The sequence below is a fragment of the Peribacillus sp. TH27 genome, assembly GCF_016650915.1.
GTDB lineage: Bacteria > Bacillota > Bacilli > Bacillales > DSM-1321 > Peribacillus > Peribacillus butanolivorans.
The window spans coordinates 2,241,715-2,268,559 of record NZ_JAEKEV010000002.1 but is presented as its reverse complement, the minus strand read 5'-3'; the positions used below and the strand labels follow the sequence as shown (position 1 = coordinate 2,268,559).

The window sequence follows — 26,845 nt, the reverse complement described above, 5'->3', positions numbered from 1 at the left end:
ACCTCTTAGGGATGAGTAACAGTAAATATTATCAATTGAATTGTTGGAAATTTACCTTTTCAATAAACTCAATGACTTCCCCATTTGGGCTGTATACAAGTGCATTATTAACTTTAATTACTGGATATCCTAATCCCATTGTAGCTGGTGGAACACAGTTTTTTGCCCCAAAGTGAATAGCTGTTTTATAAGCTTCACTTGCATTCTCTACTGTTAAGGCAAAGTGTAATAATGCACCATGTTTTATTTCTTCATGCTCCAAAGCCTTTCTTCCTTGAGCAGCTATTTGTGCCTCGTAATCAAAGACTTCTATAAATGTATTACCATCGGATGAAACGAGCATAGCAGCTTTCTCTAAATTAAACTCAGGTAGTGCCCAAGTATGTGCAATTTTAAAATTCAATGCATTAGTATAAAATCTAATGACTTCATCGAAATCCTTTGCTTGGATTGCAATATGTGCAATTCCTTTAATAGACATAAAAACGCCTCCCTTTTTTAGTGTACTTTATTCTATGTGATGAATACATATGATTAATAAGCTAAATTTGATATAAAACCTTATAAATAATGGTATTTTTAAATAAATACCTAAGGAGTTGTAAGTGTGAAAAATTACAGTGATTTAGATGCGGTTGACTATAAAATAATGGAGATTTTACAAAAAAATGCGCGCATTCCTATTTCGAAAATTAGCCAAAAGGTTGCTATGTCACAACCTTCTGTGAAAGAACGCATTTCTAAATTAGAGGAACAAAAAATAATTTTAAGCTACAACACTGTACTTAATCCAGATAAGTTGGACAAAGGAGTAACAGCATTTATTTTATTCAAAACTGAGAAATGCCAATCTTTCATTGAATTCTGTAAAGATTCTAAAGAAGTTTCTGAGTTACATAGAATTAGTGGGGATTTCAATTATCTAATTAAAGTTCAAACGATATCTATTGAAACGCTAGCAGATTTTCAAGATTCTCTTACCGAATATGGAAGTTCCAAGTCTCTTATTAGTATGAAAAATCATATTGAGAGTAGATTGGTGTTTTAGTGTGTACCTTTCAAAAAATTTCTATTTTATCAGGAAACAACTTCATTCTTAGGGAACATACAAATTGTCATTCTTCTTTCATTTTTGATTTCACAGATGTACTATTTAATCAATTTGATTAGAAGAAAAGGTAATTTCATTTTTTCACTAACGGGGCAGTATTGTTGAAGAAGGATTTTACTTTAATAAGACGAACTTTTGCTATATTTAAGGAGTTTTGCTTATGAAATTTACATTATTTCTTGAGGCAAGTAATTCAGAAGAAACTAACAAACACTTAGATGATTTTAAGAAATTTGCTGTTAATTATAAAGTTTTCATGTCTGTTTCTGAAATTGGGGAGTATTGGAAAATTAAAGGTATGTACAAGGTTTTTCTTGATATAGATGAATCATCTGAATCTAATGTAAAACCTATGCTAAATAATATTGCATCTAAATGGCTGGAACTTCCCAATGAATTTTTAGCTTCAAACACTATGGATGGCTTTGAAATTTATATTCCAAACCTTCATATGATAACTCTTGTGATAGACGATAATTAAAACCTCTCTTGTTAAGCTAACGGGTGCGTTAGCTGAGGATCGGAGCTGTCTTTAAGGCAGCTTTTTCTTTATGCAACTATCGGGGCAGGATAGTTGAACAAGGATAATGCACAATTTGTATAGAAGATGTTGAGTGTAGGAACATTTGAAGGAAATGAGGTGGCTATCATAAAGAAAATTTTTAGTTTATTTTTTTTGTTTGTATTGTTTATTGGTGTAGTTGCTTGTAACAAGGATGTGGTCAAAGAAAACGGTGTGGAAAAAGAGGGGAAACCTGTTAAAGAGGAAAAAGTGGTCAATATAGAAAAGGCAGAAAAATTATTTAAAGACTATAGTACAGAACTATATACCATTAAAGATTCATCCAATCCTCCAACTTTTGATGAAATCGCAGAAAAAATTAAAGTTTATTTAACAGAAGAACAATATAATGCAGAAATCGCTAACCGTAAATTTCAAATACCAGAATTGGTATCCAAACAAATTAATAAAAGTATTGAAGTACAAGATGTGAAACTTGAAGAACAAAGCAAAAATGATGATGGCACAATAGATTACTTATATACAACGAAATTTAAAGTTTATGACGAGAACTCATCTAAAATTTATGAGAAAGTAGGAGAACTAACCATATCCACCACAAATAATGAATTAAAAATCGATCGTGATTGGAGTAGAGGAGTAAAAATTGACGGTTTAGATGGTGGACTTTAATAAAAGTTTATTTAGAGCTTATAGAACTAACACAAAAATAAACAATTATATTCAAAGTTATATAAAAACAGTTAGCTAATAAGCAAGAAAAATAAAAAAAGCCTACTGTAGATTTAAAAAGTATCGATATGCAGGATTGTGTTGTTCCACAATCGGGCCAGATTGTGGAACAACACCTTCATAGAAAATTTGATATCTAAATCAAAGTTTAGAAGATTTTGTGAGGGTTTGTACTTATACTATCGGGAGGCTAGTTTAACAAGAACTGAAATTTTAAATATAAAAACACAGGGTTAAACTACCCCTTGTTAAATTACTTCTGTTTCTCTAACGATAATTTCAACCCTTTTTGATAATATTGTGTCTTCATCTCTTCAGGAACCATGCTTCCACCAGTCCCCCAAATAATATGTGTACCCTTACTCATCTTTTCCGTTAAACTATGCTTCTGTAAATAATCGATGCCCTCTTTACATAATTTACTTGGTCCTATCATGCCTGCTAGTGCAGAGGGTTCTAAATGGATCCCCTCTGTATCGACTAGCTCTTTTAGCAACTTATACAACTGTTCATCGCTAACCGTATAATTACCACTTAAAAAAGGTTCCATAGTTTTACCCACAAACCCAGATGGTTTTCCTACAGCAAGTCCATCCGCGTCTGTTACATTATCGATACCAACATCAAGTACAGAAACTTTATCATGAAGTCCAGTCATTAAACCGAGTAACATACACGGTGAGTGGGTAGGTTCTGCAAAGAAACAGTGAACATAGTCTTGATACAATAATTTCAAACCAAAAGCTACGCCTCCAGGACCTCCACCTACTCCACATGGAAGGTAAACAAACAAAGGATGATTTTCATCTATTATTATCTCTAGCTCTTCTAATTGTTTCTTCAATCGAGATGCAGCCACTGCATATCCTAAAAATAGGTCGTGAGAATTTTCATCATCCACAAAATAACATGATGGGTCACTATTTGCTTGGATTCGACCTTCCTCTACAGCTTTACTATAATCAGCTTTATATTCAATAACTTTGACATTTTTGCTTCTAAGCAAGTCCTTTTTCCACTGTTTTGCATCAGCTGACATATGAACAGAAACATTAAAACCTAACTTTGCACTGATGATGCCAATACTAAGTCCTAAATTTCCAGTCGAGCCTACTGCGATTGAATATTGTGAGAAAAAGGTTCGAAACCTATCACTATCAATAATCGAATAATCATCTTGAATCGTTAACAATTGATGTTGAAAAGCTAATTCTTCTGCATGTTTGAGAATTTCATAAATCCCGCCTCTTGCTTTAATAGATCCTGATATAGGAAGGTGACTATCACATTTTAGTAATAATTCTCCTAATATAGGTTGTTGATAATCCTGTTCTAAGGATTGTTTCATGGCAGGAATTCTCACTAAAGGAGATTCTATGATACCATTCGTTCCTTTTGTTTCAGGGAAAACCTTGGCGATATATGGAGCAAAACGTTTCAACCTTTCATCTGCATCTCTTACATCTTCTTGAGTAAGGGGGGATTTTTTAATGCCCGTTTGAAATTTTTCGACATTTGGATTGAGCCAAAATACTTCATCCATCGAAATGAGATTGTTTAGTAAAGGATATTGGTCTTTCCATGTTTGTATTTCTTTGCTTTCAATCTCTTTCATTTGTTTAAACCTCCTAATTTTCTTGTAACGAGTTGTATTATAAATTATAATTAAATAAATTTTAATACAGTTTAACACACAATTATCTTTATGTTAATTTAAATTTAATTCATTTAAATTAAATTTAACATTTTGTTAAGGAGTATCGATTATGGAAAATATAGATATTGGTAAGAAAGTTGAAAAATATAGAAAAGCTAAAGGATTGAGTAGTAGAGAGTTAGCAAAATTAGCTGAAATTACACCTTCAATGTTAAGCCAAATTGAACGAGGTTTGGCGAATCCTTCTATTCAAACCCTAAAGGTCTTAGCTAAAACCCTGAATGTTCCAACTTTTAGTTTTTTACTTGAAGAAACAATTACGGAGGATTTAATCGTTAGGTCTAGTAATCGTAAGAAAATGATCATTGATAATTTGTCTTATGAGTTATTGTCACCTAATTTTACGGGTAATTTAGCAACAGCGATTATGAAAGTTCCTTCGAATACTTCTTCGTCAGAAAATCTTCTAGAACATAGAGGAGAGGAAGTAGCATTTATTTTGGAAGGGAATATTAAGGTGTATTTAGGTGAAGAAGAATATCTATTAGAAGCTGGTGATAGTGTGAAAATACCAGCAAATTTAAAACATAAATGGGAAAATAATTTTAGTCAAAATGCAGTTGTATTATTTTCAGTTACCCCACCTGTGTTTTAATGTAGAAAAATGTTACATATAATGTTCTTCTTCCACAATCAGGCGCTTTTCTGTAACAAGGAACAGCGCTTATTTCCATTATAGGGCCAGATAATTGATCAACACAGAGGAGGAGAATTTTTGTTAATACATAAAATCGATGACGAAGTATCTTTGAGGTTATTCAATGTGGGTGACGCTGAAGAGTTTTTCAATTTGATCATTAGTTCAAAACCTTATCTCAAAGAATGGCTTGATTACGTAGAAAAAGTAGAGGATACTGTTGAGACCATAAAATCTCGACTACAGAGCTTATTTAATATTATCTAAATAATACTGCGTTCATCACAATAATAATGAGAGGAGTATTCCGAGCTTTATCACGGGACAGCTGCTCTTTTATTTATTAAAAAATATTTATTCTTTATTTCAATAATATGAGATTTATTAGGAAAACTTGGAATTTAAGTTGTTGTATATTAAGATAGTATATGATGAATATTTTCCATATATAGGAGGAGACATATGAAAAAGAAAATTTTACATACGGTACTTTCGATTGCAGTAGGAGCAGGGATACTGTCCGTTGGTGGTGTTCCTACCCAAGCTAAGAGTCAAAATCAGGAGATGAATGACACATACGCAATAGCTTTTAAAAGTGGATTACCAGAGAATTATCAAGAGGTAATACGGAAAGCTGGTGGTAAAGTAACTAAAGTTCTTCCCGAAGTTGGAGGATTAGAAGCTCAATCTGACGAGCCTTCTTTTCTTAAAAACCTAAAAAGTAATTCTTCAATAGAAGCTGCTAACAGAGAAATTCCCCTAACCTTAGACAAAACAGCAGTCAGCCCTTATAACTATGAGTCTAGTATCATCAGCCAGCAAAATTCAGAGAGTTATTGGGACTCCCAATGGGATATTCAAAGGGTGACCAACGGCGGGAAATCATATGATTTAGAAACAGGCGGATATAAAAATAAAGATGGTAGTATTACTCATAAAGCAGTGGTGGGAGTGATTGATACTGGAATTGATGAGTCTCATCCTGACTTAAAGAATAATATAATAGGTGGACGTAATCTTGTTCCTGCTGGAATGGATGAATCTGAAACAGGTGATCCTACTGATATAAAAGATCGCAATGGGCACGGTACTCACGTTGCCGGGATCATTGGAGCAAATGGTAAAGTAAACGGTGTAGGACCAGATTTAGGAATCCGATCCTATCGCGTATTATACTCAGAGCAAGCCCTTGGATTACCAGCTTGGATTATAGATGGAATTATTGCAGCAACAAATGACAAGGTAGATGTTATTAATATGTCTCTTCGCTTCTATAATAATACCAAAATGACAATTGAGGGAGAAAGTTATAAATCAGTCGCTGAAACGTTACTTTGGAAGAGAGCAATTCAATATGCAGTAAAGAATGGAGTAACTGTAGTAGCCGGTAGTGGTAATGAAAGTTTAAATTTAGATGACAAGAAGGAAGTAAACGAATTTTTAAATAAAATGTATGAACCATATGGAATGAGCGTGAAAGGGCCTGCAACTGTAGTACCAGCACAAATGCCAGGAGTTATTAATGTGTCTGCCTCCACAAAATGGTCAACTCAACAGCTTGCTTTCTACTCTAATTATGGAAACAGTGCTATTGACGTGGCAGCTCCTGGAGGAGATTATGGGTCTAAATATGCAGAAACCAATGATCCTGCGGCGGCTGATCCAAGTAACTTAATCCTAAGTACTTGGCCTACCTATTTAGGTACTTCATATGAGTTTAATGCTGGTACTTCTATGGCCACTCCTCAAGTAGCTGGAATTGCAGGAGTTATTAAGGCAGCTCATCCGGAGTATAAACCTGCCCAAGTAACAGCACGTATTAAGCAAACAGCTCTTGACTATGGAAAGAATGGACAAGATGCTTTATTTGGTTCAGGAGAAGCAAATGCTTATAGAGCATTAGAAAATATAAAGAAGTAGCTTATGTTTCTAAATAAGATGAAATATTAAAAGTACAAGGAAAGTAAATCATCTTTTCAAAATAAATATAGAGGCTACTGATTAGGTGAGTGGCCTCCATATAAACTGAATAAGGTCTTTTTTCTTTCATCTTTTTAACTTATTGCACAGTTTGTGTCAACTTTACTATAAGTTTTATAGTACTACCTCAGTATAATAGATAATGCTCACGAATACTCGCTTATTCGCAGGATTTCAAACCACATGGTATAGGTTGCTTTAGATGAACGAAAGAGATAGGACCGTTTTGATAAGATGAGGGCAGATTGAAATAGAGGATCTATTGAAAATCCAATATTATTAAATATAATGCGTACATTCTCCACGCTGCCCCTGGAGGCTTCCCTCCCATGTCTCAACGGGTCATAATCATATGCCCTTTCATTCCTTCGTCATGCCTATCCAAGGGGGGAGGCCGGTTTTGCTAATGGAACGGATCAATGCCCTTTTGTTCTATAAATCCAGTACTTCGTGCTTTCTTTGAAATTCTACGAATAAGCTAACTTTCGTAAAAAACAATGTGAATTTTAATTTACGCTGCTAGTTGTTCAAGAGGGAAGACCATTTCCGGTTTATAGGCAGAGCCATTACGAGCAATTCCTACTAGGACACGGGCCCTACGCCTCTTTCCTACCCCAGCTGAATTATGTTCCTTACAGCCTCAAGATATCGTAACCGGGTGGAAATCATGTATTTAGCTATCGTGGTAGGTCTTTAGATAAAGAGCTATTTTTACGTGCTAAAGCAGATGCCGAAAAAGCAGGATTCAATAAAGTTTTCCTTTGTACTGACCACATTGGATACTATGAAAAATATGGATTCACTTATATAGGTGACGGATACCATCCTTGGAGAAGTAGTTCAAGAATTTATGAGAGCAATAACCAAAATAATCATTTTTCAGCGTAGCGATTTTTTATTCAAGAATGGCTTTTCTGAACGAACTATCCTGTGTTTTACTTCAATAAGGGAGTTGCTTCGGCAGCTCTTTTTCTTATGGAGCTAAAGTCAGGTTAGTTCAACAGTGCTGTTTGATCTTTGTTCAACAATTGGGCCATCCTAATGATTTTTGGAGAAAAATAAATATACCCCTATGTAAAATTCAGAATATTTCGTATAATATATTTATATTTGGTACGGACATCATGATGTTTATGAAGCTTTTTCAACAGCATTTAGTAGGGGGGCTCTTTCTAGTTGTTTAAATGAAATATTTCTTAGAACATCATCGGTGTATATGGCATAAATCAAGAGGTGTTATGGATAGGATCTTAAATCAGAAAAGGGGTTTTTTCTTGAAAAGAAATTTTTTAAGTAAAAGAAATTTGTTTATCTTCTCCCTTGTTTTTGTGCTTGCATTAGTAGGCTTTTCTTCAGGTACACTTCCAGACCATCTTGACCCTCTTGCACCTGACACTGTTTACTTTAACGGAAAAGTTATCACCATGGACAAAGATACTACTATTGCCGAAGCCGTAGCAGTCAAGGACGGAAAAATCATTGCTGTTGGTTCAAATAAGGAAATTAGCAAGTTAAAGGGACAGCACACGAAAGTTGTTGATTTAAAGAATAAAGTGTTATTGCCGGGATTCTATGATGCCCACAGTCATTTTCCGAGCTCCGGAATGGATGGGACTGTTCAAGTTAATTTAAATAGCCCACCGGTAGGTCCTATTAAAAATATTGATGATCTGATCATTGCCTTAAAAGATCGAGCTATGGAAACCCACGAAGGTGAATGGATACTCGGGCGAGGGTACGATCAGACACTTTTAGCGGAAGGACGTCACCCGACACGTGAAGATCTGGATAAGGTATCAACGGAGCATCCAATCTATATCGGACATACTTCCGGACATTTAGCAGTAGCTAATAGTGTTGCACTTAAATTGGCAGGAATTACAAAAGATACTCCTGATCCACCTGGTGGGGTAATCGTAAGAGACCCTAAGACAGGAGAACCGACTGGGGTATTAGAGGAATCTGCTAAAGGTCTTGTAAGCAAGCATATTCCTGTTGTTACAGAAGAGGAAAATCTTGCAGCGTTTAAAAAGGCTGTCCAGGATTATATCTCAAAAGGTGTAACGACCTCGATTATAGCTGGGGCAAATAAACAGGGTCTTATTGATTTACAAAGATATCAGAAGCAAGGTTTGCTGCCGTTAAGGGTTACAGCCATGGGTGCCGGGTTTGGTGGCGTTATAACCCCTGGTGAATTAGGCGGTTTTGTAACAGGTTTCGGTAGTGATATGTTGAAGCTTGGCCCTGTGAAGCTGTCTCATGATGGATCCATTCAAGGGTACACCGGCTATTTAAGTAAACCGTACCACGTGCCGCCGGGAGATGATCCAAATTATCGGGGATATCCGGCGACAAGTCGTGAGGAATTAACGAAGCGAGTAGTGGAATTGCATAAGGCTGGATACCAAATTGCGATTCATGGTAACGGAGACGCAGCAATTGATGATATTCTTTACGCCTTCCGTACTGCCCAGGAGAAGTATCCGCATAAGGATGCCCGTCATCGTATTGAGCATGCTCAAATGGCTAGATTAGATCAATTGGATGAAATGAAGAAACTGGGTGTTACACCATCATATTTTGTTTCCCATACCTTCTTTTGGGGCGATCAGCACAGGGATATATTCATGGGGCCTGAACGTGCCGCTATGATGAGCCCTCTTAAATCGTCCATTGATCGTGGTATTAAATTTAGCATTCATCTTGATTCTCACATTACCCCAATGGACCCGCTGCAGGCAGTATGGTCTGCTGTTAACCGGATTTCAAGAAGCGGCAAGGTGATTGGTCCGGAGCAAAGAATCACACCATTAGAGGCACTTCGCGCAGTAACAAGTGATGCAGCATGGCAAAACTTCGAGGAAAATGAAAAAGGCTCAATCGAAAAAGGGAAATTTGCGGACTTTGTTGTTCTGGAAGAAAATCCGTTAACAATTGACCCTATAAAAATTAAAGAAATCAAAGTACTTAAGACAATTGTGAACGATAAGGTTATCTACGAAAATTAAATTAAGGATAGGATGCACGGGGACGGTTCTACTGCTTCATTCACTTGCTGGTGAAGCACAAGAACCGTCTCTTTACTTCCTGCGTGCCCAGCAAGCCATTAATTGTTAGTTGGCGAAAGTCCAACCCGAGTAAGTGCCAAGACGCTCGGTAGCTGACAGGCAACTGGTGGAGAAATCCTAAGGTTGAAGCCCTGTGACAAAGTAACTTGCTTTAAGGGGGGGAATACCAGCTAATACAAAGTTATGTGCTTATTCAAGAAAAGGGCGCGATTCTTTAATAAGAATCGCTTATCTTAATGAACTAACGGGTGCTTTACTTCAATAAGGGAGGTTGCTGCAGCAACCTTTTTGTTATGCAACTTAGGGGCAGGTTAGTTGAATAAGGTAATATTTGGATTAAGATAGATATAAGTAGAAAAGTTAATAACAAGGGGTGATTTTTTGGAGAAAAATATTGGGGATGTAGATTTTTTTAAACAAGTAGTAAAAAGACTTTGCAAAAAAAACAATATTTCCCCTCAGAAACCTAAATTTGAAATCATCGAGAACGTAATGGTTATTAGCATTAAGAACCATTTAAAAGATGGAGTAGACTTAGATTGTTTTAATATTTTAAACCTTATTTACCGAACAATTGGACCTTTAGAAGAGAGCTGAACAAACAAGAAATAGAATTATTGAGGCTTATGCAGAGTGTCAAGGCATTTTATTTTGATTATAGCAATGAAATGAATACCATTTGGCGATGAATTTTTTTACTAAGTTTTTAATGTTTTTACTGATATATGCAAAGTTAGCAGTACACTAATAAAGTAATAAGGTTTACTTCAGTAAAATAAGGTATATTATATTTGTTGAATAGATTCTCTTTAAAGACATGAAAAGTAGGTGAACAAAGTGGGAAAATATCAATTGGATTACAAAGGTCAGGTAGCTGTGACAAAGTTTCATGAAAAACAGACGCCTGCCAAATTTGATAAAAAGCAGCAACTTGAAAAAATACGTGCGGAGTATTTGAAAAAGAAGCAAAAACAAACAGATAAATAATATGAATGAAAACATAGGAAGACTAAAATCTCCCTATGTTTTTCTTATTCGAAGTTCTTTTTTCAATTGACGATTGAGTTTATTATTCCCATAAATTTCAGATTCGGTGACAAAAAACTCGTCATCAGATATCCATTCCTCACTAAAAATTTCAGTAGCAGAATCAATAGACCAGCCGTTATTTTGGATACACCAGTAATCTCCAGCAGAAATTTTTAAAACATTTGGATACTCACTTGGCTTAGGTAGCTGAATAAAAAGATAAGTCTCGATCTTTTCAGCAAGATACTTTCTCAACACCCCACACTCAAAGAAAGTCAGGGAATACCAATGCGCTGAATTTACTTCTAATAACTTAAAGGTAAACCAATGAGTAAACCTATAAAAAACCTACTATATCAACGTTTATAGGTTAAAAGGTTTACAGGTTTACGCAATTATGGAATTCTTTATATAAAAAAATAGATAGATGATGAGTTAGAGTTAGCCTTAGACAAAATTAGCTTATCAATCATCATTAGAAAGTTTGAAAATCGCTTAGAATGGTTTTCTGAACACACAAAGCTGATTAATAAGCATAGATGGAATGTAGCAAGCTACCAGCGTTTAGCTTAATAGCTTTTATTGCTAGTAGTTTTCTTACCACAGCTAAACATTTCTGATATGCTCCAATAAAAAATAAAGCAACGCATTCCAATATAGAAACGGCTGCTTTAATTCATACTTTCAATTTTACGCTTGACGAGTTTTTTATAAAAATGGTTACGGTTTTGGTTACGTTTCTAAATGGTTGTAAATCAATTCTAGTCAATTGCGATAGTTAAGAAACATTGTATTCATCGTAAGAACTAATATAGAATAATTTAAAATAATTGAAAAAATATACCTCAATTAAATAAACTGAAATCTATTAAATTGTTGATATATCAATGTTTCTAACGTATTTTTTGATGAATTTATAAACTTAGTTACGTTTTTGATTACGTTTTTCCCAATTTTCTGTATATGGTGCAAACAAACACAAGAAAATAGGTAAGTTATTCATCGTTCAAATATATACAGGCTATTTTTTCAAACCTCTTACTTATGCAACTAACGCATGCGTTAGTTGAAGATCGGAGCTGTCTTAAGGCAGCTTTTCCTTACGGAACTTTCCATAAGGAGTGCTATTATAAGACCTATCGTAAAATGCCAAAAACGATGTGCATTGGTGGGCGGAATTATACCCTCTGACGTATTTATATTACCTCTTACTAAAATGCCTTACAGAGCCATCTAAGTAGTAAATAATTTCCACTTTTTAGTTTTTTATTTCCAGGAATAATGCTATTATTTGTAAAATACATATAATAAGGCGGGATCTTATGGATGAAAAAACTCAACTAGCTTTGATTTTTCTATTAATACCTCTGGCAATATCAATTTATTTTTGGTTTTCGGATTCAGCCTTATTACGAGGCGGATATGACTTAGCTATAGATGGTTTTGTAGTAGCCAGAGCCTTAATGATTATTTACACATTACATTTATTAGGAAAATTAGGAGAATTTATTATTAAGAACAAAAAAGATTAGTTATGAGCTATTTTTTTTGTTTTATAGATTGATGGATTAAATACTTCAATAAGGGAGGTTGCTGAAGCAACTTTTTTCTTATGGAACTATAGGGGCAGGTTAGTTCAATAAGGGAAAATTATGAAACTATTGGGACTTTCTATCCGTAGAATATAGAGAGAGGGTGTGCATGTATTGATGTTTTCACGGTGGACGTTTCTCCAAGGGATTATAGTAATAATTTTAGGAATTCTCGCATTTATAACTGATTATTTTAAGAAAGATATGGCAACGTCAAATCTATCAAACACTGTAAATACAGTACAGATGTTAATGACACTATTATTTATTATTGCTGTTATTGGTTTATTTAGCTTACTTATGTTTTTTCAATCTAAGAAAAGTAATACTTTTTTATTGCATCCTATTTGGAAAAAAATGCACATAATAGTATCTTTCCTATTGGTTATATCAATAGTTGTATTTATTAGTGCGTTTTTTATAAGTCCCCTCAGTGAAGTAATTCAGAGTAGTAGGTGGATTTTATTCATAACCATCTATTATTTTCTATTTTTAATAAATATTTTAGTTTTAACCTTAATAAAAAAGAATACAATTTCAAATGCGAAAAAGATTAAATCATCATTTATATGGACAGTATTAGTGCTCTTTGTAACTATTTTTTTTATTTAACCTTAACTAAAATTCATTTTGAATCTTATAAAACTAAAGGTGTGTTAGTTCATTAAGTCGTACAAGACCACAGAGTTGTCTTTTTTTTGTTCAAAAAACAATGTTTAACAGAGCCATAATAAAAAATCAAAACGATCATTTTATCAGCATTTAAATACTTAATTCGCTTTCTCTCTGATTCTCGGAAAATAATAAAAAAAATATGTAATATAAATTAGTTTAAGAAAGAATTAAAATTTTTTATAAAAAATACAAATGAAAATAAGGTGAATTATTTAATGAAAATGAATAAGAGAAAATTAGCTTCTTTAATAGCCTCTTTAGGGTTAACAAGCTCTGTTTTAGTAGGTTGCGGATCTACTCCGTCTGTTAATAAAAGTGATGAAACGTACAAAGAAGACGAAGAACAAAATGATTCTAGTTCAGGTTCAGGTTCTAGCTCTAATACCAATACAAATTCCAACAGTCATACAGTTGTTCCTCCGGTAACCGGTTCTAAAACAACTAAAAATGGTGTCGTCAGTGGTTCTAGCAAAGCTTCTACTAATAAAGGTTCCACTGGTATTGGAAGCGGAAAAGGCGGGGCAAGTAGTTAAATCGAAATTTCAAAAAGCATCTAAGGAGAGACTAATATGGATAATAAGAATGAAGCACAATATCTTTTAAAGTGGATTGAATTAAACGACAAAATGGTCGAGAAAGGCTTTACCTGGGGAAGTTTAGAAGAAGATGAAGATTGGCACCAATATATGTCTTATGGTATACATACATATTCTCAAAGAGAAATAGATAGCATTAATATTGCTACCAAAAAAATAGGGAACGTATACAACAAGATGTATCACAAACTGTTGGACGGTTCTCAAGAAAGTAACGTATGGAAGTCTGAACTAGGATTGCCTGTTCAAACCTGGGATGCTGCCAATGTTCCTAGTGATTTATTTAGCTACTTTACTAGAATGGATTTCATTGTTAATGGAGATGAAATCAAGCTAATTGAAGTGAATTGTGATACACCTACAGGATATATAGAATCATCTATTGTTAATCAAATCATTTGTGAAGAATATGAATTTGTATCTCCAAATAAACTTGAAGAAAATATCAAAAGAACTTGGGCAATGATTAGCAAAGAATATAATATAACAGATAATGACACCGTTCATTTTACTTCCTACGGTTGGCACGATGAAGATCGTGAAACTGTTTTATTCAATTTAAATAAGAGTTGTCTACATAAAACTAAATTTATAGCTATTGAAGATATTATCGTATCGGATGAGGGGCTGTTCGATCAAGAAGGAGATAAGATTAACCTCTTATATCGACTTTATCCGCTTGAATATTTAGTTGATGATAAAGATTTTGCCGGAAATGAAATTGGCCTTTCTTTTTTGCAACATATTGCTGATGGTAAAGTAAAATTAATAAATCCGCCCGGATCCTTTCTTATGCAGTCTAAAGCGGTTTTAGCTCTTATATGGACGCTACGAGATGACAGCGGGATCTTCAGCTTTGAAGAACGAGAGAGCATCCGTCGATACTTCTTACCTACTTATTTAAAAAGTGGTTTTCCTTTTGAGAATAAAGCATATGTAGCAAAGCCAATTTACGGACGCGAAGGCGGAAGTGTTGAGATTTTTGACAACTTTTCTAAGTTAGTAGAGAAAGATGAAGAAGATTATTACGCAGAATGGCAAAAGGTATATCAACAATATGTTGAGATGCCAACTAAAACGGTAAATACTTGGGACGGAGAATATACTGGAAAAATGCTTGTAGGGTCTTTCTTAATTGGTGGAGAAGCTAGTGGCTTATTCCTTCGTGTAGGAGAAAAAATAACCGGCAACCTTTCTATGTTTTGTCCAGTGGCCATTGAGAAATGGTAGGTAGTGTCACTGAGATAATCATAGACACACTTTTCGCAGAAGAGCGCATATCAAGAAAATAAAGACACAGAATTCTAAGTAATTCCTTTTTAGTAAAGAATCGTAAACACATAAAAAAAGAATAGAAGGGGTTTAGGGAATGTTGGGAAAAAGCAGGTGGACAAGCATTACACTTGCCTTCATACTTTGTTTTTCACGATGAGGACGAATCATTTAATTTAAAGAGTAATCAGTGGATTGATGATGATGAAAAATGGTCATAAGTATTATTTTATGAAACTTGTGGCTTTACTCCCTGTTCAGGTGGGGTATGGAAAAAACAGTAACTGTGGTGCAGCGCTGGTCGTGCGCTGCATGGTTGGCTAACAGGTGCTTTACTTCATTATCAGGAGCTGATCAGCAGCTCCTTTTGTTATGGGGATTATTGTAATGAATCAAAAAGACCTCTTGATATGATGAAAGTGTCCCAAGCTCGCAAGCGAAAAGGACACTTTCATCATAAACATGAGGCCAATCATGAATTATAACCAAAACAAGTAAATCGGTCGAATTTTAAAAAAACGGTACAATTAATGGGTCGTCCCGCCTACTGTATGAATATCCGATTCATATTTAGCAGCTGTGACAGCAGCTATTTTTATGCCCTTAACAATTGTCTCAAGGCTTAAACTAGGCGCTTCTTTATTAATAGTTTGCTCCGGAATGAAAGGAATATGGATAAATCCACCCCGGATGCTTGATGAGGTTCGGGTGATATAGTCCATTAATCCATAGAAGATATGGTTGCATACAAATGTTCCGGCGGTATGGGATACCGATGCAGGAATGTTGCTTTCCTTCATGTTTTCGACAATTCTTTTGATGGGGATCGTAGACCAATAGGCTACTGGCCCTTTGTCTGCAATAGGCTCATCAATAGGCTGGTTTCCCTGATTGTCTGGGATTCTAGCATCATCCATATTGATTGCCACCCGTTCAGGTGTGATGTGAAGCCGACCCCCAGCTTGTCCTACACAGATAACGATGTCAGGATTATGCTGCTGGATAAGCTGCTCCATTACTGCAACTGATTTCCCGAATACAGTTGGGATTTGTTCAGCAACTAGAGTCACATCATCAATAACTTCTCCATGTAACTGTTTTACTGCTTCCCAGGAAGGGTTTACTCTTTCTCCGCCAAAGGGCTCAAACCCGGTTAATAACACTTTTTGCTTCATGAAGATCCCTCCTATACTCCTAATGAAACAAGTAAGTACATAAGTACGATATTGAAAGCTAATACTGCCAAAGCTGTTGGAACTTGAACTTTTATGACATGGTTTTTATCTTTCAAGTCCAGCAAGGCTGCCGGCACAATATTAAAGTTGGCAGCCATTGGCGTCATTAATGTTCCACAATAACCCGCAAACATAGATATGGCAGCTATATGATTTGGATTAGCGTCAAATTGGTTAATCAGAAAAGGAATGGCGATACCTGCAGCCATAACCGGGAAGGCAGCAAAGGCGTTCCCCATGATCATAGTGAATATAGCCATGCCGAGACAGAAAATGACCACAACCCAAAATAGCGAACCTTCGGGAATGATTGCTGTCACAGCTTTGGAAACGACTGTACCAACCCCTGCATTTGTGTAAATAGTTCCCAATGTTGCAAGTAGCTGTGGCAGCAATACAGCCCAACCAATAGATTCTAGCAGGCGACGTGATTCTTTCACAGCTCCTGTAGGTGTTCCGCGTGTCATCACCATCGCAAAAATAATGGCAGTCAAACACGCCAGACCTAAAGCAACCATCGTTACATTAGATGGATCCAGCAAAGCCTTTCCGCCAATTTTAACACCGTCTAGCAGCTTAGAACCAGCTAAGGTTAAAATAGGAATCAAGATGGCGGGTAGGAAAAGACGGCCGCCAAGCCGTTTTCTTCGCTCTTCCTTTACAGTAATGCTTTCTTCAACATGTTCGCTTTTCTTTAACCCGCCACCTGCAATGATTAAAACCATAATAATAACCATAAGTCCAATGTAAAATGGCGGAATAATTTGGCCGAACATTAATGTAATTGAATAAATCAAGTAAAAGCTTCCCGTAGTCAACCGGCGGCTGTTCGTCCGATCAGTGAAAATATATAGGGAGCAGCCTAGAACAATGATGCCCATCAATACGTAAATCATTTCAACTGAGAATATCATAATAGATGCTCACTTTCTCTTTGGAGTGTTTATCATTATTGGCCACGACTGCCCAAACGTTTATCCAGCTTTTTATCAAACATACGGAGGCGAATGGCGTGTACAATAAAAGCAAAGATGGCAGTAGGAATTCCCCATAACGCCATTGATATTGGGTCAGCAGGGATATTGTTCTGTTCAAAAAATCCGTTCATCAATAGAATTGCACCAACCGCCACGAAAATATCTTCTCCGAAAAACAAGCCAATATTATCGGTAGCGGCTGCGTGTGCACGGATTTCCTGTTGCTCTTTCTCAGGTAGCTTACCATATTTTGTTAGAGCAGCCCCTTCTGCCATTGGGGCAATCAGCGGACGTACAGTCTGCGGATGACCACCAAGGCTGTTTAAACCAAGAGCAGCTCCGACTTCCCTGATCAATAAATACATGGTCAATACCCGGCCAACAGTGATGGCTTTAATTTTTGATACAACCTTTGAAGCTTGCTGCTGGAGACCATTTTTTTCAAGCAGCCCAATAACGGGAAGCGTGACTATGAGAATAGACATGTACCTGTTAGTTGTAAATGCTTCGCCAAATTGCGTAATAATACTGGTAATGGGAATACCTGCAATCATCCCCGTAACGAGTGCTGAAATAGTTACCACAACTGCTGAATTGAATCTAAGTACGAAGCCAATCATGATTAAAAGAACACCAATTAGAACCATACATATCCCCTTTCTTATTATTAAAACTATTCTGCAAAAATATAAACTACATGTTATTGTACATTAAAGTAAGAATTTTTGAAATAAATTTTTTATTAATCCAAGTGACTAATTATGTAAAAATCAAAGTCTTTTATAATGAAAGAATAGAAAAAATGCATCAAAAAAATACTTATTTACAACAGTAGAAAAACTAAAAATGGGACACGACTATTTCTGTGGAAGAAGCATTAAAGAGATTCAAGAATAATATCACCAGAAATAGGATTGTTATATAGTCTATTTAACTAACGGGTGCGAAGATCTAAGCTGACTTTAAGTTAGCTTTTTCTTTATTCATCTATCGAGCGCAGTTTAGTTGAAGAAGGATTATGGATTCTAGCTGCCGAATAGTTTAAATTAACCGATCCAGCTCCAGATACGGTGTAAGGGGTCATCTTAGCCACAAAATGACTAAGGTAAAAAAAATAGTTGAAATGAAAGAAGTGAAGGTTTTGATTAAATATAAATGCCTCCATCATGTAAGTCTTACTGTGACAGATTTGGAAAGAGCAAAAGAATTCTATGGTAAAACTTTATGTTTAAAAGAAATACAGCGTCCTGATTTTGATTTTCCAGGTGCCTGGTATGAAATAGAGGGACATCAACTTCACTTGATAGTCGATCCCTCTTCACAGACAATTCGTAAGGATAAAAGCTTATCCAGCAGAGAAGGTCACTTTGCCCTTAGAGTCGAGAACCACTATGACACTCTTAAATGGTTAAAACAGAATAAAGTTGAAATACTTGAAAAACCATACGGGAAAAGTGGATTTGCACAAATTTTTTGTGCCGACCCAGATGGTAATTTGATTGAACTAAATGTTAATCAAAAAGATCTATAAGTAGGCAAAGATAAAGGCTGCCATTACTGGCTCTTTTCTTATTGAAGTAACGGGGCAGATTAGTTGAAATAAGACAAGTAGGATTAAACAAATCTATTATTGAAAAAAAGAGTGATTAACAGAGATAATTTTATTAAGCTAACTTGTGCTATAGTTCAAGATGTGGGGCTGCCACCACCATTATCAAATGAATTTAGGTTGGAAATTGAAATGAAGAAAAATATGTTTAGTTTTACGTCAGCCATAGTTGGAGTTATGGCTCCATTACTTTTATTTGCTGCAATTGAAATAATTGATTACAAGTTAAGTGATATATTACTAATTAGTAGTTTGACCCTGTATGGTGTTTCTATTGTTTGTACGATTATAGCTGTAAAAAGGAAAGAAAAAAATAAGATAAAGTACATCCCACTCATTACATTAGTCCCCTTTACTCTTTATCAATTATTAATTTTATTGGTTTATTCATTAGGGAAATTCATAAATGGGTAGTAACAGGGGCGTTAGCTGAAGATCGGAGCTGTCTTTAAGGCGACTTTTTCTTTATGCAACAACCGGAGCAGGATAGTTACAAACAATTAATAGGCGAGGTTACAACTGCAACAATAAGATGAATTAATATATATATATAAATAGATGAATTTTACCTTAATGGATAATTATGGTATAAAAAGGATGTGGATACGATTTATACATAGACTTACTTACATTATTAGATATACAAGGAAGGTGTTATTATCATTGGAAATTAAATCGATTGTTTTACAGACTAAAAGTTTAAAGCAAATGAAAAAATTCTATATTGATACGTTAGGTTTTTCTCTTATTAATGAGGATAAGAATCGCTTTCGAATTGCTGTGGGTACAGGTGAATTTGAGTTTACAACAAAAGACGTGGTAGATAACCCCTATTACCACTTTGCTTTTAACATACCAGCTAACAAATTTTTTGAAGCAAAATCATGGGCAAAAGAAAGAGTAAGTTTACTTATTGAAGATGGGGTAGATGAAGCTAATTTTGCTCATTTACCTGCCCATGCTCTTTATTTCTATGACCCTTCTGGTAATTTAGTAGAATTTATTTCAAGATATGAAATTGCTAAAGATAGTATTGAGCCTTTTTCGGTTAAAAGTATTTTAAACATTAGTGAAATAGGTTTAATTGTAGAAAACACTATAAGTGTAAGCGGAAAATTAAATGAAATTGGTGTGACCGAGCGTGACAATAATACAATAAGTAGAAAATCCCTTAATTTCATGGGTGAAAGAAGGAATGGAATATTTATTATATTAGCCCAACCAGGGAGAAGATGGATATTTTCTGATAAAACATCTGCCATATTTCCTCTTGAGATTACATTAATAAATAACAATAAAATAATCATCAATTCCGATAATGAATTTCAGATATATCGGGACGAGCACAAAGGAGAGTTATTTTCTGAAACGTAACATCTATTAGAATACCAATTTTTGGTAGATATCTATCCTTCTTCAACTAAAGGGTGCTTTACTTCAATAAGAGAGTTGCTTTGGCAACTCTTTTTGTTATGGAACTATCGGGGCAGGATAGTTCAACAAGTGGTTGGGGTAATTTGGTAAAATTAATATAGATTTAGTAAAATCAATATAATACTGGGGGAAATCTTTTGAAAAAAAACTATTTCATTTTTAGCTTAATATCAATTTTATCCTTGATAATAATTTCTGGTTGCACTAATAAAGACAGCATAGCTACAATTTCAGTTAATTCCGATTCTGAACATACGAATACTTTTAAAAAATTAAATTTAGGGGAACTGTATGATTTTGATTTCAAATTAAATAATGCAGATATAACTTGGGTAAATGTTTGGATAGAAAGTTACAAAGATGGAAAACAAGAACCTCAACCGTTAGCTGAACTATCTTATGGGAAAAGCCCTAACAAAGTGGAGGAAGGAAATTTAGGATTTGGAATAATAAATACTAATGATACTCGTTTAGGTTTTCTTTATGCACCCAATGTAACTGCAACCCCACAAAAAATAGACAAAATACATTCTGTTGGTGTGTTTAGTAGATGGGATTATGCCATAGGGGAAGATAAAGTGGAATTAAAATTAGGAGAAACGTATTTATTAGGTGCATACAGGGAATCCAATGGAAACTCCATAAGGACATACAATTTACAAGACGAAAATGAAGTGAAGAAAATGATAAGTGATGATAAAATTGTATTTTTACTAAAAATTAAAATAGAAGAAAAATAAATGAATAATTAGTTTCCACAGCAGTTGGTTCAATTGGAACCAATTCAACTGTTACTCTAAAAAAAGGTGGAAGTACATGGGGTTTAAAGTTAACAAACAACAATAAAAATAAATGTTGGTTAATTACCAATTGTACAAAACTACAGATCCTAATATGAAGATTGGGATTCAAGCCATAAAGACTCCGCGAACTCCTCAAATTATAGATCAGATTCAAGCCGAAGAAAAAGGGATCTGCATACTTGAAGTAGTAATAAATGGCATTGAACAGGCAGGAAAGAAATGCAAAGGGAACAAAATCGCCAGCAGCAGAAAATAAGGGGCAAGAATAATACAAAAAGTCGTCAACATGTATGGGAAATGGATAGGTAACTTCTTACAGACGAATTTGGTAGCCTTAAAGGCTACTGATTTTTATATCGGGGGATATGCTCAACGCTTGGGGGAATTTGAAAAAGTCTAAAGGATTGTTATTAGTTTATATCTGTTACTGGTATTAATGGTATACCTTAAAATACTTTTTGTGAAATAATATTTAAATGAGGCTATGTTACTACCAAAATTTAATCACTGAACAAATAAAAAGAAAAAATAAAAGCGTATAACAAAAAAATGATTTCATTTTAAGCCTTTTTTTAATTGGTTATCCTCCATACATATTTTTATTCAATTGTATACCTAGAATGTATGAATAATAAAAGTGCATCTATTTAAAAAAAATTACATTTTTAGTATAATGAAGTAAAATTATAACATAAGAAAATATTTACAAGGGGAAAAAATGAAAAATTCAAAGTTGGATTACAACCTAATTACACTTTTACTTTTGCTATTTATAACTAGTTGTATAGCCATATATACTGCTCAAGAATTTGGTCAATACGAAGGGAATTTTTTATTTAGACAAGTATCTTGGTATTTTATAGGTTTCAGTATGATTTTAGGAGTTATGTATTTAGATTCTGAACAAATATTTCGCTTGAATTGGTTTATTTACTCGCTTAGTTTATTTCTATTAATTGCATTAATTTTGTCACCTGAGTCAATAGCACGAGAAATAAATGGTGCCAAAAGTTGGTTTCAAATTCCTGGGATTGGGTCTATACAGCCAGCTGAATTTACTAAAATATCTTTAATAATTTGTTTAAGTTACTTAATACAAAAACATCATAATAAATATGTAGACAAAACTTTGAAAACGGATTTTATTCTATTAATTAAGATGGGGGCCGCAACACTTCTTCCTATACTTTTAATTATGAAACAACCAGATTTAGGAACATCTTTAGTATTAATGTGTATTTTTATAGGGATATTATTTGTTTCAGGAATATCATGGAGAATAATTGGTGTTATTTTTATTATTTGCGTATTAATTGCCAGTGGAATTTTTTACTTAGTTTTTCTTAACCCTGAACTTCTTCAATTAATGGGAATAAAAACATTTCAATTAGGAAGGATTTATGCTTGGATTGACCCAGAGTCTTATCAATCAGGAGAAGGCTATAACCTAACCAAAGCCTTACTTGCCATAGGATCAGGTGCATTTTATGGTTATAGAGGAGACGGTGTATACGTTCCTGAAGCACATACAGATTTTATTTTTAGCGTTATTGCTTCTAAATTTGGTTTCTTAGGATCTAGTATTTTAATAACAATTTATTTTCTCCTTATTTCGAGCATGGTGAAGTTAGCCATAGATGTCAAAAATAGTTTTGAATCTTACCTATGTGCAGGTGCGGTTTCTATGATTTTTTTCCATATTTTCGAAAATATTGGAATGAATATAGGTTTATTGCCGATAACAGGGATACCTTTACCTTTTATAAGCTACGGAGGCAGCTCATTAATGGGGAATATGTTAGCAATGGGATTAATTTTTTCAATAAGCTATCGAAAAAGAGCATATATGTTTGACTAAGGTGGCTTAGTATTCCAGGATTAATTCAATTTTCTCTTTTCGTAATATTAGGTTTGTTTTTACTAAGAAAACTAGTGCAATTTATTAGACGGTAAAAACCGTCTTTTTTTTATGTCACAGTATGTGTCAACTCAAAAATAAGTCTTATGCAACTAACAGGGCAGGTTAGTTGAAGAATGCTGTTTGATCTTTATTCAACAATTGGGCCATTTTGTTGAATAATTAAAGTCCTAATATTTTACTGTGGTAAATAAGTTATATAGGCCGTGAATATACTGTGGATATGTTAAGACTTTAATTAGGATAGGAGTGAATAAGCAATTATGAAAGAAACGATGCGCGTTCTTATTTCTGGTGCGAGCATTGCCGGTCCGGCACTTGCTTACTGGCTTCACCGCTACGGATTCGAAGTGACTGTAATAGAACGTGCACCAGCATTGCGCACGGGTGGGTACGGGGTTGATATCCGTGGTGCAGCCATTACGGTACTTGAGGGGATGGGTATACTCGATCAAGTTCGTGCAGCTGACACGAACATGACTGGTGTTTACTTCGTGAATAGCAAAGGCAAGATCGAAGGTCAAATAAGCGAAGCGAGTATGGGGAACCATCAAGGTCTGGACATCGAAATCATGCGTGACGATCTTTGTCACATTTTGTACGATTTAACTAAGGATACGGTCGAATACATTTGGGGAGATTCGATTACCGCAATACATGAGACTGAAGCTGGTGCAGAAGTTCAATTTATGTATTGCAAGCCGCAGACTTTCGATCTGGTAATCGGAGCGGACGGTCTCCATTCTAATGTGCGCACCTTGACTTTTGGCGACGAAGCACAGTTTAAACGTACGCTTGGCTGTTATATCTCAATTTTCACCCTTGAGAATTACCTCAACCTCGACCACCGCCAGCTGTTTTATACGATACTAGGCAAAACTGTAGGTATGTATAGCGCCCGTAACAATACCGAAGCAAGGGGTATGTTCTTGTTCCAATCAGAGGCATTGAAATACGACCGCTATGATACAGAAGCTCAAAAGAATCTTGTAGAAAATGCCTTCGTAGGCCATACGGGCTGGGAAACCTCGAATCTACTCAAAACCATGAAAGATGCGACAGACTTTTATTTTGACGAGATTTGCCAGATTCACATGCCGACATGGTCAAAAGGTCGGGTTACATTGTTAGGCGATGCGGCGTATGGCCCATCACCCCTATCGGGTCAAGGGTCTAGCCTGGCGCTTGTCGGAGCTTTTGTATTAGCTGGTGAACTCAAAGCTGCAGATTGCGATTTCACCCGTGCCTTTGTTGCCTACGAACAAAAAATGAGAAAGTTTGTTGAGAAAAATCAAAAAATAGGACTAATGGCTGCCGGGAGTATGATTGAAAGATCAAACTTCAAAATCTTTCTACGCAATTTAATGTTTCGCGTACCCATCCTTATGGTTGTATCGTTTAAGATGATTTCGAAAATGATAGCGAAAGCTGCCAACGGGATTGAACTGAAAGATTATTGATATGCGATATTTTAGAGACGAGTTTCAACCAGTCTTAAAAAACTGATAATTTCTTTGCTTGTGTGTAACTATCAACAAATGACTTTTTATTATTCAGTAACAATACAAAACCCGAACAGTTTTCTGCCTGGTAGCTAAGCGTAAGAAGGCTCTTAAGCCTTTAATAATATTGTTGATCTTCCGCAATCGGGCGCGATTCTTTAATAAGGTTCGCTTTTCTTATAGAACTAACGGGTGCGTTAGTTCAACAAAAAGACCGATTATTTCGGCCTTTTTGTTTTCTTGTTATTCAGCAGTGAATGTAAATGTTTCTTTTAAAGGTCTGCCTTCGCTACCCTTTTGAGTCCAAACGATTTCCACTTCCAATTCCGTTGCTTTTTCAGCCAAAATGAAATTGCTAAATTTATAAGGATATCCATCATTCATTTGTTTTGCTAAAGAAATCGCTTCTTCAAAGTGGTCTTTATTGCAATCCTCTTCACCAGGACAACCAAAAAGTGCAAACTTCGTCGTAGAATTAGGTTCATTGCTAAACATATAAATTTCCGCAGACAATACATTCTTACCAATGTTATCAACCTCTAAAGAGTAAGTATGAAATTTTCCCTTTTCGGGCTTTCCTAATCCCTTACCTTGTTCAGCTTCGGCTACTTGAACTGACCATTGTTTCGATGTTTGTTTGGTTGGTAATTCACCACAGTTACTTTGCCCAAAATAGAATGGAATATGTTTTGAACTAACAGGTGCTTTATTTCAATAAGGAAGGTTGCTGCGGCAACCTTTTTTCTTACGGGGGTCCCACCAACAAAACGCGGAAAACATACGCTAAGCAAATTTCGACATAAAGAAAGCCGAAGTTTCCTACGTTAAGGATGTCAAGTTGATCGATATTTACGTATATTTTAAGTGTTAATTTGCACATCCAACTATAAAACCCAGCTACCTTCACATGAGAAGATTAGCTGGGTTTCTTAAGTATGTACATCCAATCATTTATAGAACTACTCGGATTCGCCTAGTAGGCCCAGTGACAGGGTTCTGGCTCTAATCTGTCAGATATTTTCCGATTTCCGGAAAATAGTTCTTGCTAGTATCATGTAATTCACGCCTCTGCTGCTTGCATAAGTTCGTATATTTTGCGAGTTGTATTTACATTCCTAATTGTTATTTGTTGATATGGCTTTGAACCAACGAGTATAGTCATACCGGATTTGCTAATATTCTTTTTTTCAACCGACCATAGAATGGCTCCAGGAACGTATTTTACCGTATCAATTTCTGGTTTGATGACCAGCTTATTAAGCACTGACTCATCATCAATTTCGTCCCATAAAAACAGCACATCGCTTCTCATTTGTTGGTCGTTCGTCCATGACTCTGGAAGGGAGTGTATGACTTTTTTTAAATCATCAAAACTACGGACTAAAACTTTGATTTGTAATCCGAAGTTTGTATGTATAGCCTCTTCTAAAATATGGGATATTGTTGTTTTTGATTGGCCATTCACTGTGAAAATAATATTACCTGAATTGATATATGTAACTACAGAGCTCATACCTACTCGTTCAAAAATTTTTTTAAGCAACTTCATGTCAATTTTATTTTTCCCACCAACATTGATTCCCCTAAGCAGTGCGACATAGACCATGATAATCCTCCTAGATCGATTAATTTAATTCAACTGGTGTTTATTGCAGAACTTTCATAAAGTGTCTTATCGGCAAAAAAGGTTGGATATCTAAAAAAGTACCTAACCTTTTTTGTTACCATAACGAGTGCTATAGGCAGTTGTTAATTTGTCATATTTTATTTTTCAGGTTTTCTAGATTATCTATATCTCCATTTACTATCAAACCAATATGATCAGAAATAACTTCAATATCTAAATCCCACCATTTTATTTCTAGCAATTTGCTAATGATTTCTGCTGAGAAACGGGTTTTAATTTTCTTTGCAGGATTTCCTCCAACAATTGTATATGGTTCTACATCTTTAGTAATAACTGATTTTGCTGCTATAATAGCACCATCACCTATGTTGATTCCAGGCATAATGACCGTATCCATCCCAATCCAGACGTCATTTCCAATTATCGTGTCCCCTTTAAACGGCAATTGATCTAGCGCTGGTGTGTATTTCTCCCAACCTTGTCCAAAAATATTGAACGGATAAGTGGAGAAGCCATCCATCCTATGATTAGCTCCATTCATAATAAACGTTACACCGGGTGCTATGGCACAAAATTTCCCTATAACAAGTCGATCACCAAAAAATTCGTAATGATACAACACTTGATCTTCAAAGGATTCTCCATTTTTTGCATCGTAATAAGAATATTCACCTGCAATAATATTTGGTCTAGTAATTGTATTTTTAATAAATTGTAAAATATTATTTCCTTTAATCGGATATTTATCTGTAGGATTCGGTCCATGCTGCTTATTTGATTCCATAGGTAGTCACTACCTTTCAAAGTT

The 26,845-nt window shown here is 35.0% G+C and carries 28 protein-coding genes; 19 read left to right on the top strand and 9 right to left on the bottom strand.

Going from position 1 to position 26,845, the window contains the following annotated elements:
- Nucleotides 1–31: 31 nt before the first annotated feature.
- A complete protein-coding gene (locus JFU24_RS12360) occupies nt 32–481 on the bottom strand; it encodes a VOC family protein (protein ID WP_201250018.1) in 450 nt (149 codons plus the stop codon).
- 126 nt (nt 482–607) lie between these two features.
- On the opposite strand from JFU24_RS12360, the gene JFU24_RS12355 reads away from it, so the two are divergent.
- The 3 genes from JFU24_RS12355 (at nt 608) to JFU24_RS12345 (ending at nt 2,306) form a co-directional block, all read left to right on the top strand.
- Nucleotides 608–1,048 carry an Lrp/AsnC family transcriptional regulator gene (locus JFU24_RS12355; protein ID WP_201222084.1) on the top strand — a complete coding sequence of 147 codons (441 nt, stop codon included), beginning with the start codon at nt 608–610 and terminating at the stop codon, nt 1,046–1,048.
- A gap of 223 nt (nt 1,049–1,271) precedes the next feature.
- Nucleotides 1,272–1,592 (top strand): hypothetical protein, encoded by a 321-nt coding sequence (locus JFU24_RS12350; RefSeq protein ID WP_201222082.1) that lies wholly within the window; start codon nt 1,272–1,274, stop codon nt 1,590–1,592.
- Nucleotides 1,593–1,751: 159 nt separating this feature from the next.
- The gene (locus JFU24_RS12345; RefSeq protein WP_201250017.1) at nt 1,752–2,306 is read left to right on the top strand and encodes a hypothetical protein; all 555 of its coding nucleotides are present in this window, start codon (nt 1,752–1,754) and stop codon (nt 2,304–2,306) included.
- A 313-nt stretch (nt 2,307–2,619) separates the two neighbouring features.
- On the opposite strand, the gene JFU24_RS12340 is transcribed toward JFU24_RS12345, so the two are convergent.
- Complete coding sequence (locus JFU24_RS12340; protein WP_201222080.1) at nt 2,620–3,981, bottom strand: D-serine ammonia-lyase; 1,362 nt, start codon at nt 3,979–3,981, stop codon at nt 2,620–2,622.
- 151 nt (nt 3,982–4,132) lie between these two features.
- Here JFU24_RS12340 and JFU24_RS12335 point away from each other — a divergent pair, with 151 nt between their 5' ends.
- From JFU24_RS12335 to JFU24_RS12310, 6 genes are all read left to right on the top strand, one after another.
- Nucleotides 4,133–4,678 (top strand): helix-turn-helix domain-containing protein, encoded by a 546-nt coding sequence (locus JFU24_RS12335; protein ID WP_201222078.1) that lies wholly within the window; start codon nt 4,133–4,135, stop codon nt 4,676–4,678.
- A gap of 120 nt (nt 4,679–4,798) precedes the next feature.
- A complete protein-coding gene (locus JFU24_RS12330) occupies nt 4,799–4,987 on the top strand; it encodes a hypothetical protein (protein WP_201222076.1) in 189 nt (62 codons plus the stop codon).
- 195 nt (nt 4,988–5,182) lie between these two features.
- On the top strand, nt 5,183–6,640 hold the full coding sequence (locus tag JFU24_RS12325; protein ID WP_201182699.1) for a S8 family serine peptidase: 1,458 nt from the start codon (nt 5,183–5,185) through the stop codon (nt 6,638–6,640).
- A gap of 1,334 nt (nt 6,641–7,974) precedes the next feature.
- Nucleotides 7,975–9,708 (top strand): amidohydrolase, encoded by a 1,734-nt coding sequence (locus JFU24_RS12320; protein ID WP_201182698.1) that lies wholly within the window; start codon nt 7,975–7,977, stop codon nt 9,706–9,708.
- Between the two features lie 441 nt (nt 9,709–10,149).
- Nucleotides 10,150–10,365, top strand: coding sequence for a hypothetical protein (locus tag JFU24_RS12315; protein ID WP_053348812.1), 216 nt, complete (start codon nt 10,150–10,152; stop codon nt 10,363–10,365).
- Nucleotides 10,366–10,605: 240 nt separating this feature from the next.
- Nucleotides 10,606–10,755: a hypothetical protein gene (locus JFU24_RS12310; protein WP_056529733.1), complete on the top strand. Its 150-nt coding sequence runs from the start codon at nt 10,606–10,608 to the stop codon at nt 10,753–10,755.
- A 33-nt stretch (nt 10,756–10,788) separates the two neighbouring features.
- Here JFU24_RS12310 and JFU24_RS12305 read toward each other — a convergent pair whose 3' ends face one another.
- Nucleotides 10,789–11,052: a hypothetical protein gene (locus tag JFU24_RS12305; protein ID WP_201222072.1), complete on the bottom strand. Its 264-nt coding sequence runs from the start codon at nt 11,050–11,052 to the stop codon at nt 10,789–10,791.
- 1,067 nt (nt 11,053–12,119) lie between these two features.
- Between JFU24_RS12305 and JFU24_RS12300 the strand changes: the two genes are divergently transcribed.
- The 3 genes from JFU24_RS12300 (at nt 12,120) to JFU24_RS12290 (ending at nt 14,890) form a co-directional block, all read left to right on the top strand.
- Entirely contained in the window at nt 12,120–12,329 is a 210-nt protein-coding gene (locus JFU24_RS12300; RefSeq protein ID WP_201222070.1) for a hypothetical protein, read from the top strand.
- A 950-nt stretch (nt 12,330–13,279) separates the two neighbouring features.
- Nucleotides 13,280–13,597, top strand: coding sequence for a hypothetical protein (locus JFU24_RS12295; RefSeq protein WP_201250016.1), 318 nt, complete (start codon nt 13,280–13,282; stop codon nt 13,595–13,597).
- Between the two features lie 36 nt (nt 13,598–13,633).
- Nucleotides 13,634–14,890 (top strand): glutathionylspermidine synthase family protein, encoded by a 1,257-nt coding sequence (locus tag JFU24_RS12290; protein ID WP_201250015.1) that lies wholly within the window; start codon nt 13,634–13,636, stop codon nt 14,888–14,890.
- Nucleotides 14,891–15,459: 569 nt separating this feature from the next.
- Here JFU24_RS12290 and pcp read toward each other — a convergent pair.
- From pcp to JFU24_RS12275, 3 genes are read right to left on the bottom strand one after another with little or no spacing between them, the layout of a single operon-like run.
- The gene (pcp, locus tag JFU24_RS12285; protein ID WP_056523388.1) at nt 15,460–16,107 is read right to left on the bottom strand and encodes a pyroglutamyl-peptidase I; all 648 of its coding nucleotides are present in this window, start codon (nt 16,105–16,107) and stop codon (nt 15,460–15,462) included.
- A gap of 11 nt (nt 16,108–16,118) precedes the next feature.
- Nucleotides 16,119–17,081 carry a DUF979 domain-containing protein gene (locus JFU24_RS12280; protein WP_141995143.1) on the bottom strand — a complete coding sequence of 321 codons (963 nt, stop codon included), beginning with the start codon at nt 17,079–17,081 and terminating at the stop codon, nt 16,119–16,121.
- 35 nt (nt 17,082–17,116) lie between these two features.
- Complete coding sequence (locus tag JFU24_RS12275) at nt 17,117–17,791, bottom strand: DUF969 domain-containing protein (protein WP_098178254.1); 675 nt, start codon at nt 17,789–17,791, stop codon at nt 17,117–17,119.
- Between the two features lie 494 nt (nt 17,792–18,285).
- On the opposite strand from JFU24_RS12275, the gene JFU24_RS12270 reads away from it, so the two are divergent.
- The 7 genes from JFU24_RS12270 (at nt 18,286) to JFU24_RS12240 (ending at nt 24,368) form a co-directional block, all read left to right on the top strand.
- On the top strand, nt 18,286–18,675 hold the full coding sequence (locus JFU24_RS12270; RefSeq protein WP_201183486.1) for a VOC family protein: 390 nt from the start codon (nt 18,286–18,288) through the stop codon (nt 18,673–18,675).
- Between the two features lie 99 nt (nt 18,676–18,774).
- Entirely contained in the window at nt 18,775–19,167 is a 393-nt protein-coding gene (locus JFU24_RS12265) for a hypothetical protein (RefSeq protein WP_201250014.1), read from the top strand.
- A 249-nt stretch (nt 19,168–19,416) separates the two neighbouring features.
- On the top strand, nt 19,417–20,127 hold the full coding sequence (locus JFU24_RS12260) for a VOC family protein (RefSeq protein ID WP_201182663.1): 711 nt from the start codon (nt 19,417–19,419) through the stop codon (nt 20,125–20,127).
- 197 nt (nt 20,128–20,324) lie between these two features.
- Complete coding sequence (locus JFU24_RS12255) at nt 20,325–20,927, top strand: hypothetical protein (protein WP_201182660.1); 603 nt, start codon at nt 20,325–20,327, stop codon at nt 20,925–20,927.
- Nucleotides 20,928–21,057: 130 nt separating this feature from the next.
- Nucleotides 21,058–21,246: a hypothetical protein gene (locus tag JFU24_RS12250; protein WP_201222062.1), complete on the top strand. Its 189-nt coding sequence runs from the start codon at nt 21,058–21,060 to the stop codon at nt 21,244–21,246.
- A gap of 462 nt (nt 21,247–21,708) precedes the next feature.
- The gene (locus tag JFU24_RS12245; RefSeq protein WP_201222060.1) at nt 21,709–22,848 is read left to right on the top strand and encodes an FtsW/RodA/SpoVE family cell cycle protein; all 1,140 of its coding nucleotides are present in this window, start codon (nt 21,709–21,711) and stop codon (nt 22,846–22,848) included.
- A gap of 323 nt (nt 22,849–23,171) precedes the next feature.
- Entirely contained in the window at nt 23,172–24,368 is a 1,197-nt protein-coding gene (locus JFU24_RS12240; protein WP_201250013.1) for an FAD-dependent monooxygenase, read from the top strand.
- A 285-nt stretch (nt 24,369–24,653) separates the two neighbouring features.
- Here JFU24_RS12240 and JFU24_RS12235 read toward each other — a convergent pair whose 3' ends face one another.
- The 3 genes from JFU24_RS12235 to JFU24_RS12225 form a co-directional block, all read right to left on the bottom strand.
- Nucleotides 24,654–24,905, bottom strand: a complete 252-nt coding sequence (locus JFU24_RS12235; RefSeq protein ID WP_201182649.1) for a hypothetical protein — start codon at nt 24,903–24,905, stop codon at nt 24,654–24,656.
- Between the two features lie 565 nt (nt 24,906–25,470).
- Nucleotides 25,471–26,016 (bottom strand): DUF1697 domain-containing protein, encoded by a 546-nt coding sequence (locus JFU24_RS12230; protein WP_201250012.1) that lies wholly within the window; start codon nt 26,014–26,016, stop codon nt 25,471–25,473.
- A gap of 151 nt (nt 26,017–26,167) precedes the next feature.
- Nucleotides 26,168–26,821 (bottom strand): Vat family streptogramin A O-acetyltransferase, encoded by a 654-nt coding sequence (locus tag JFU24_RS12225; RefSeq protein WP_201182645.1) that lies wholly within the window; start codon nt 26,819–26,821, stop codon nt 26,168–26,170.
- Nucleotides 26,822–26,845: the final 24 nt, after the last annotated feature.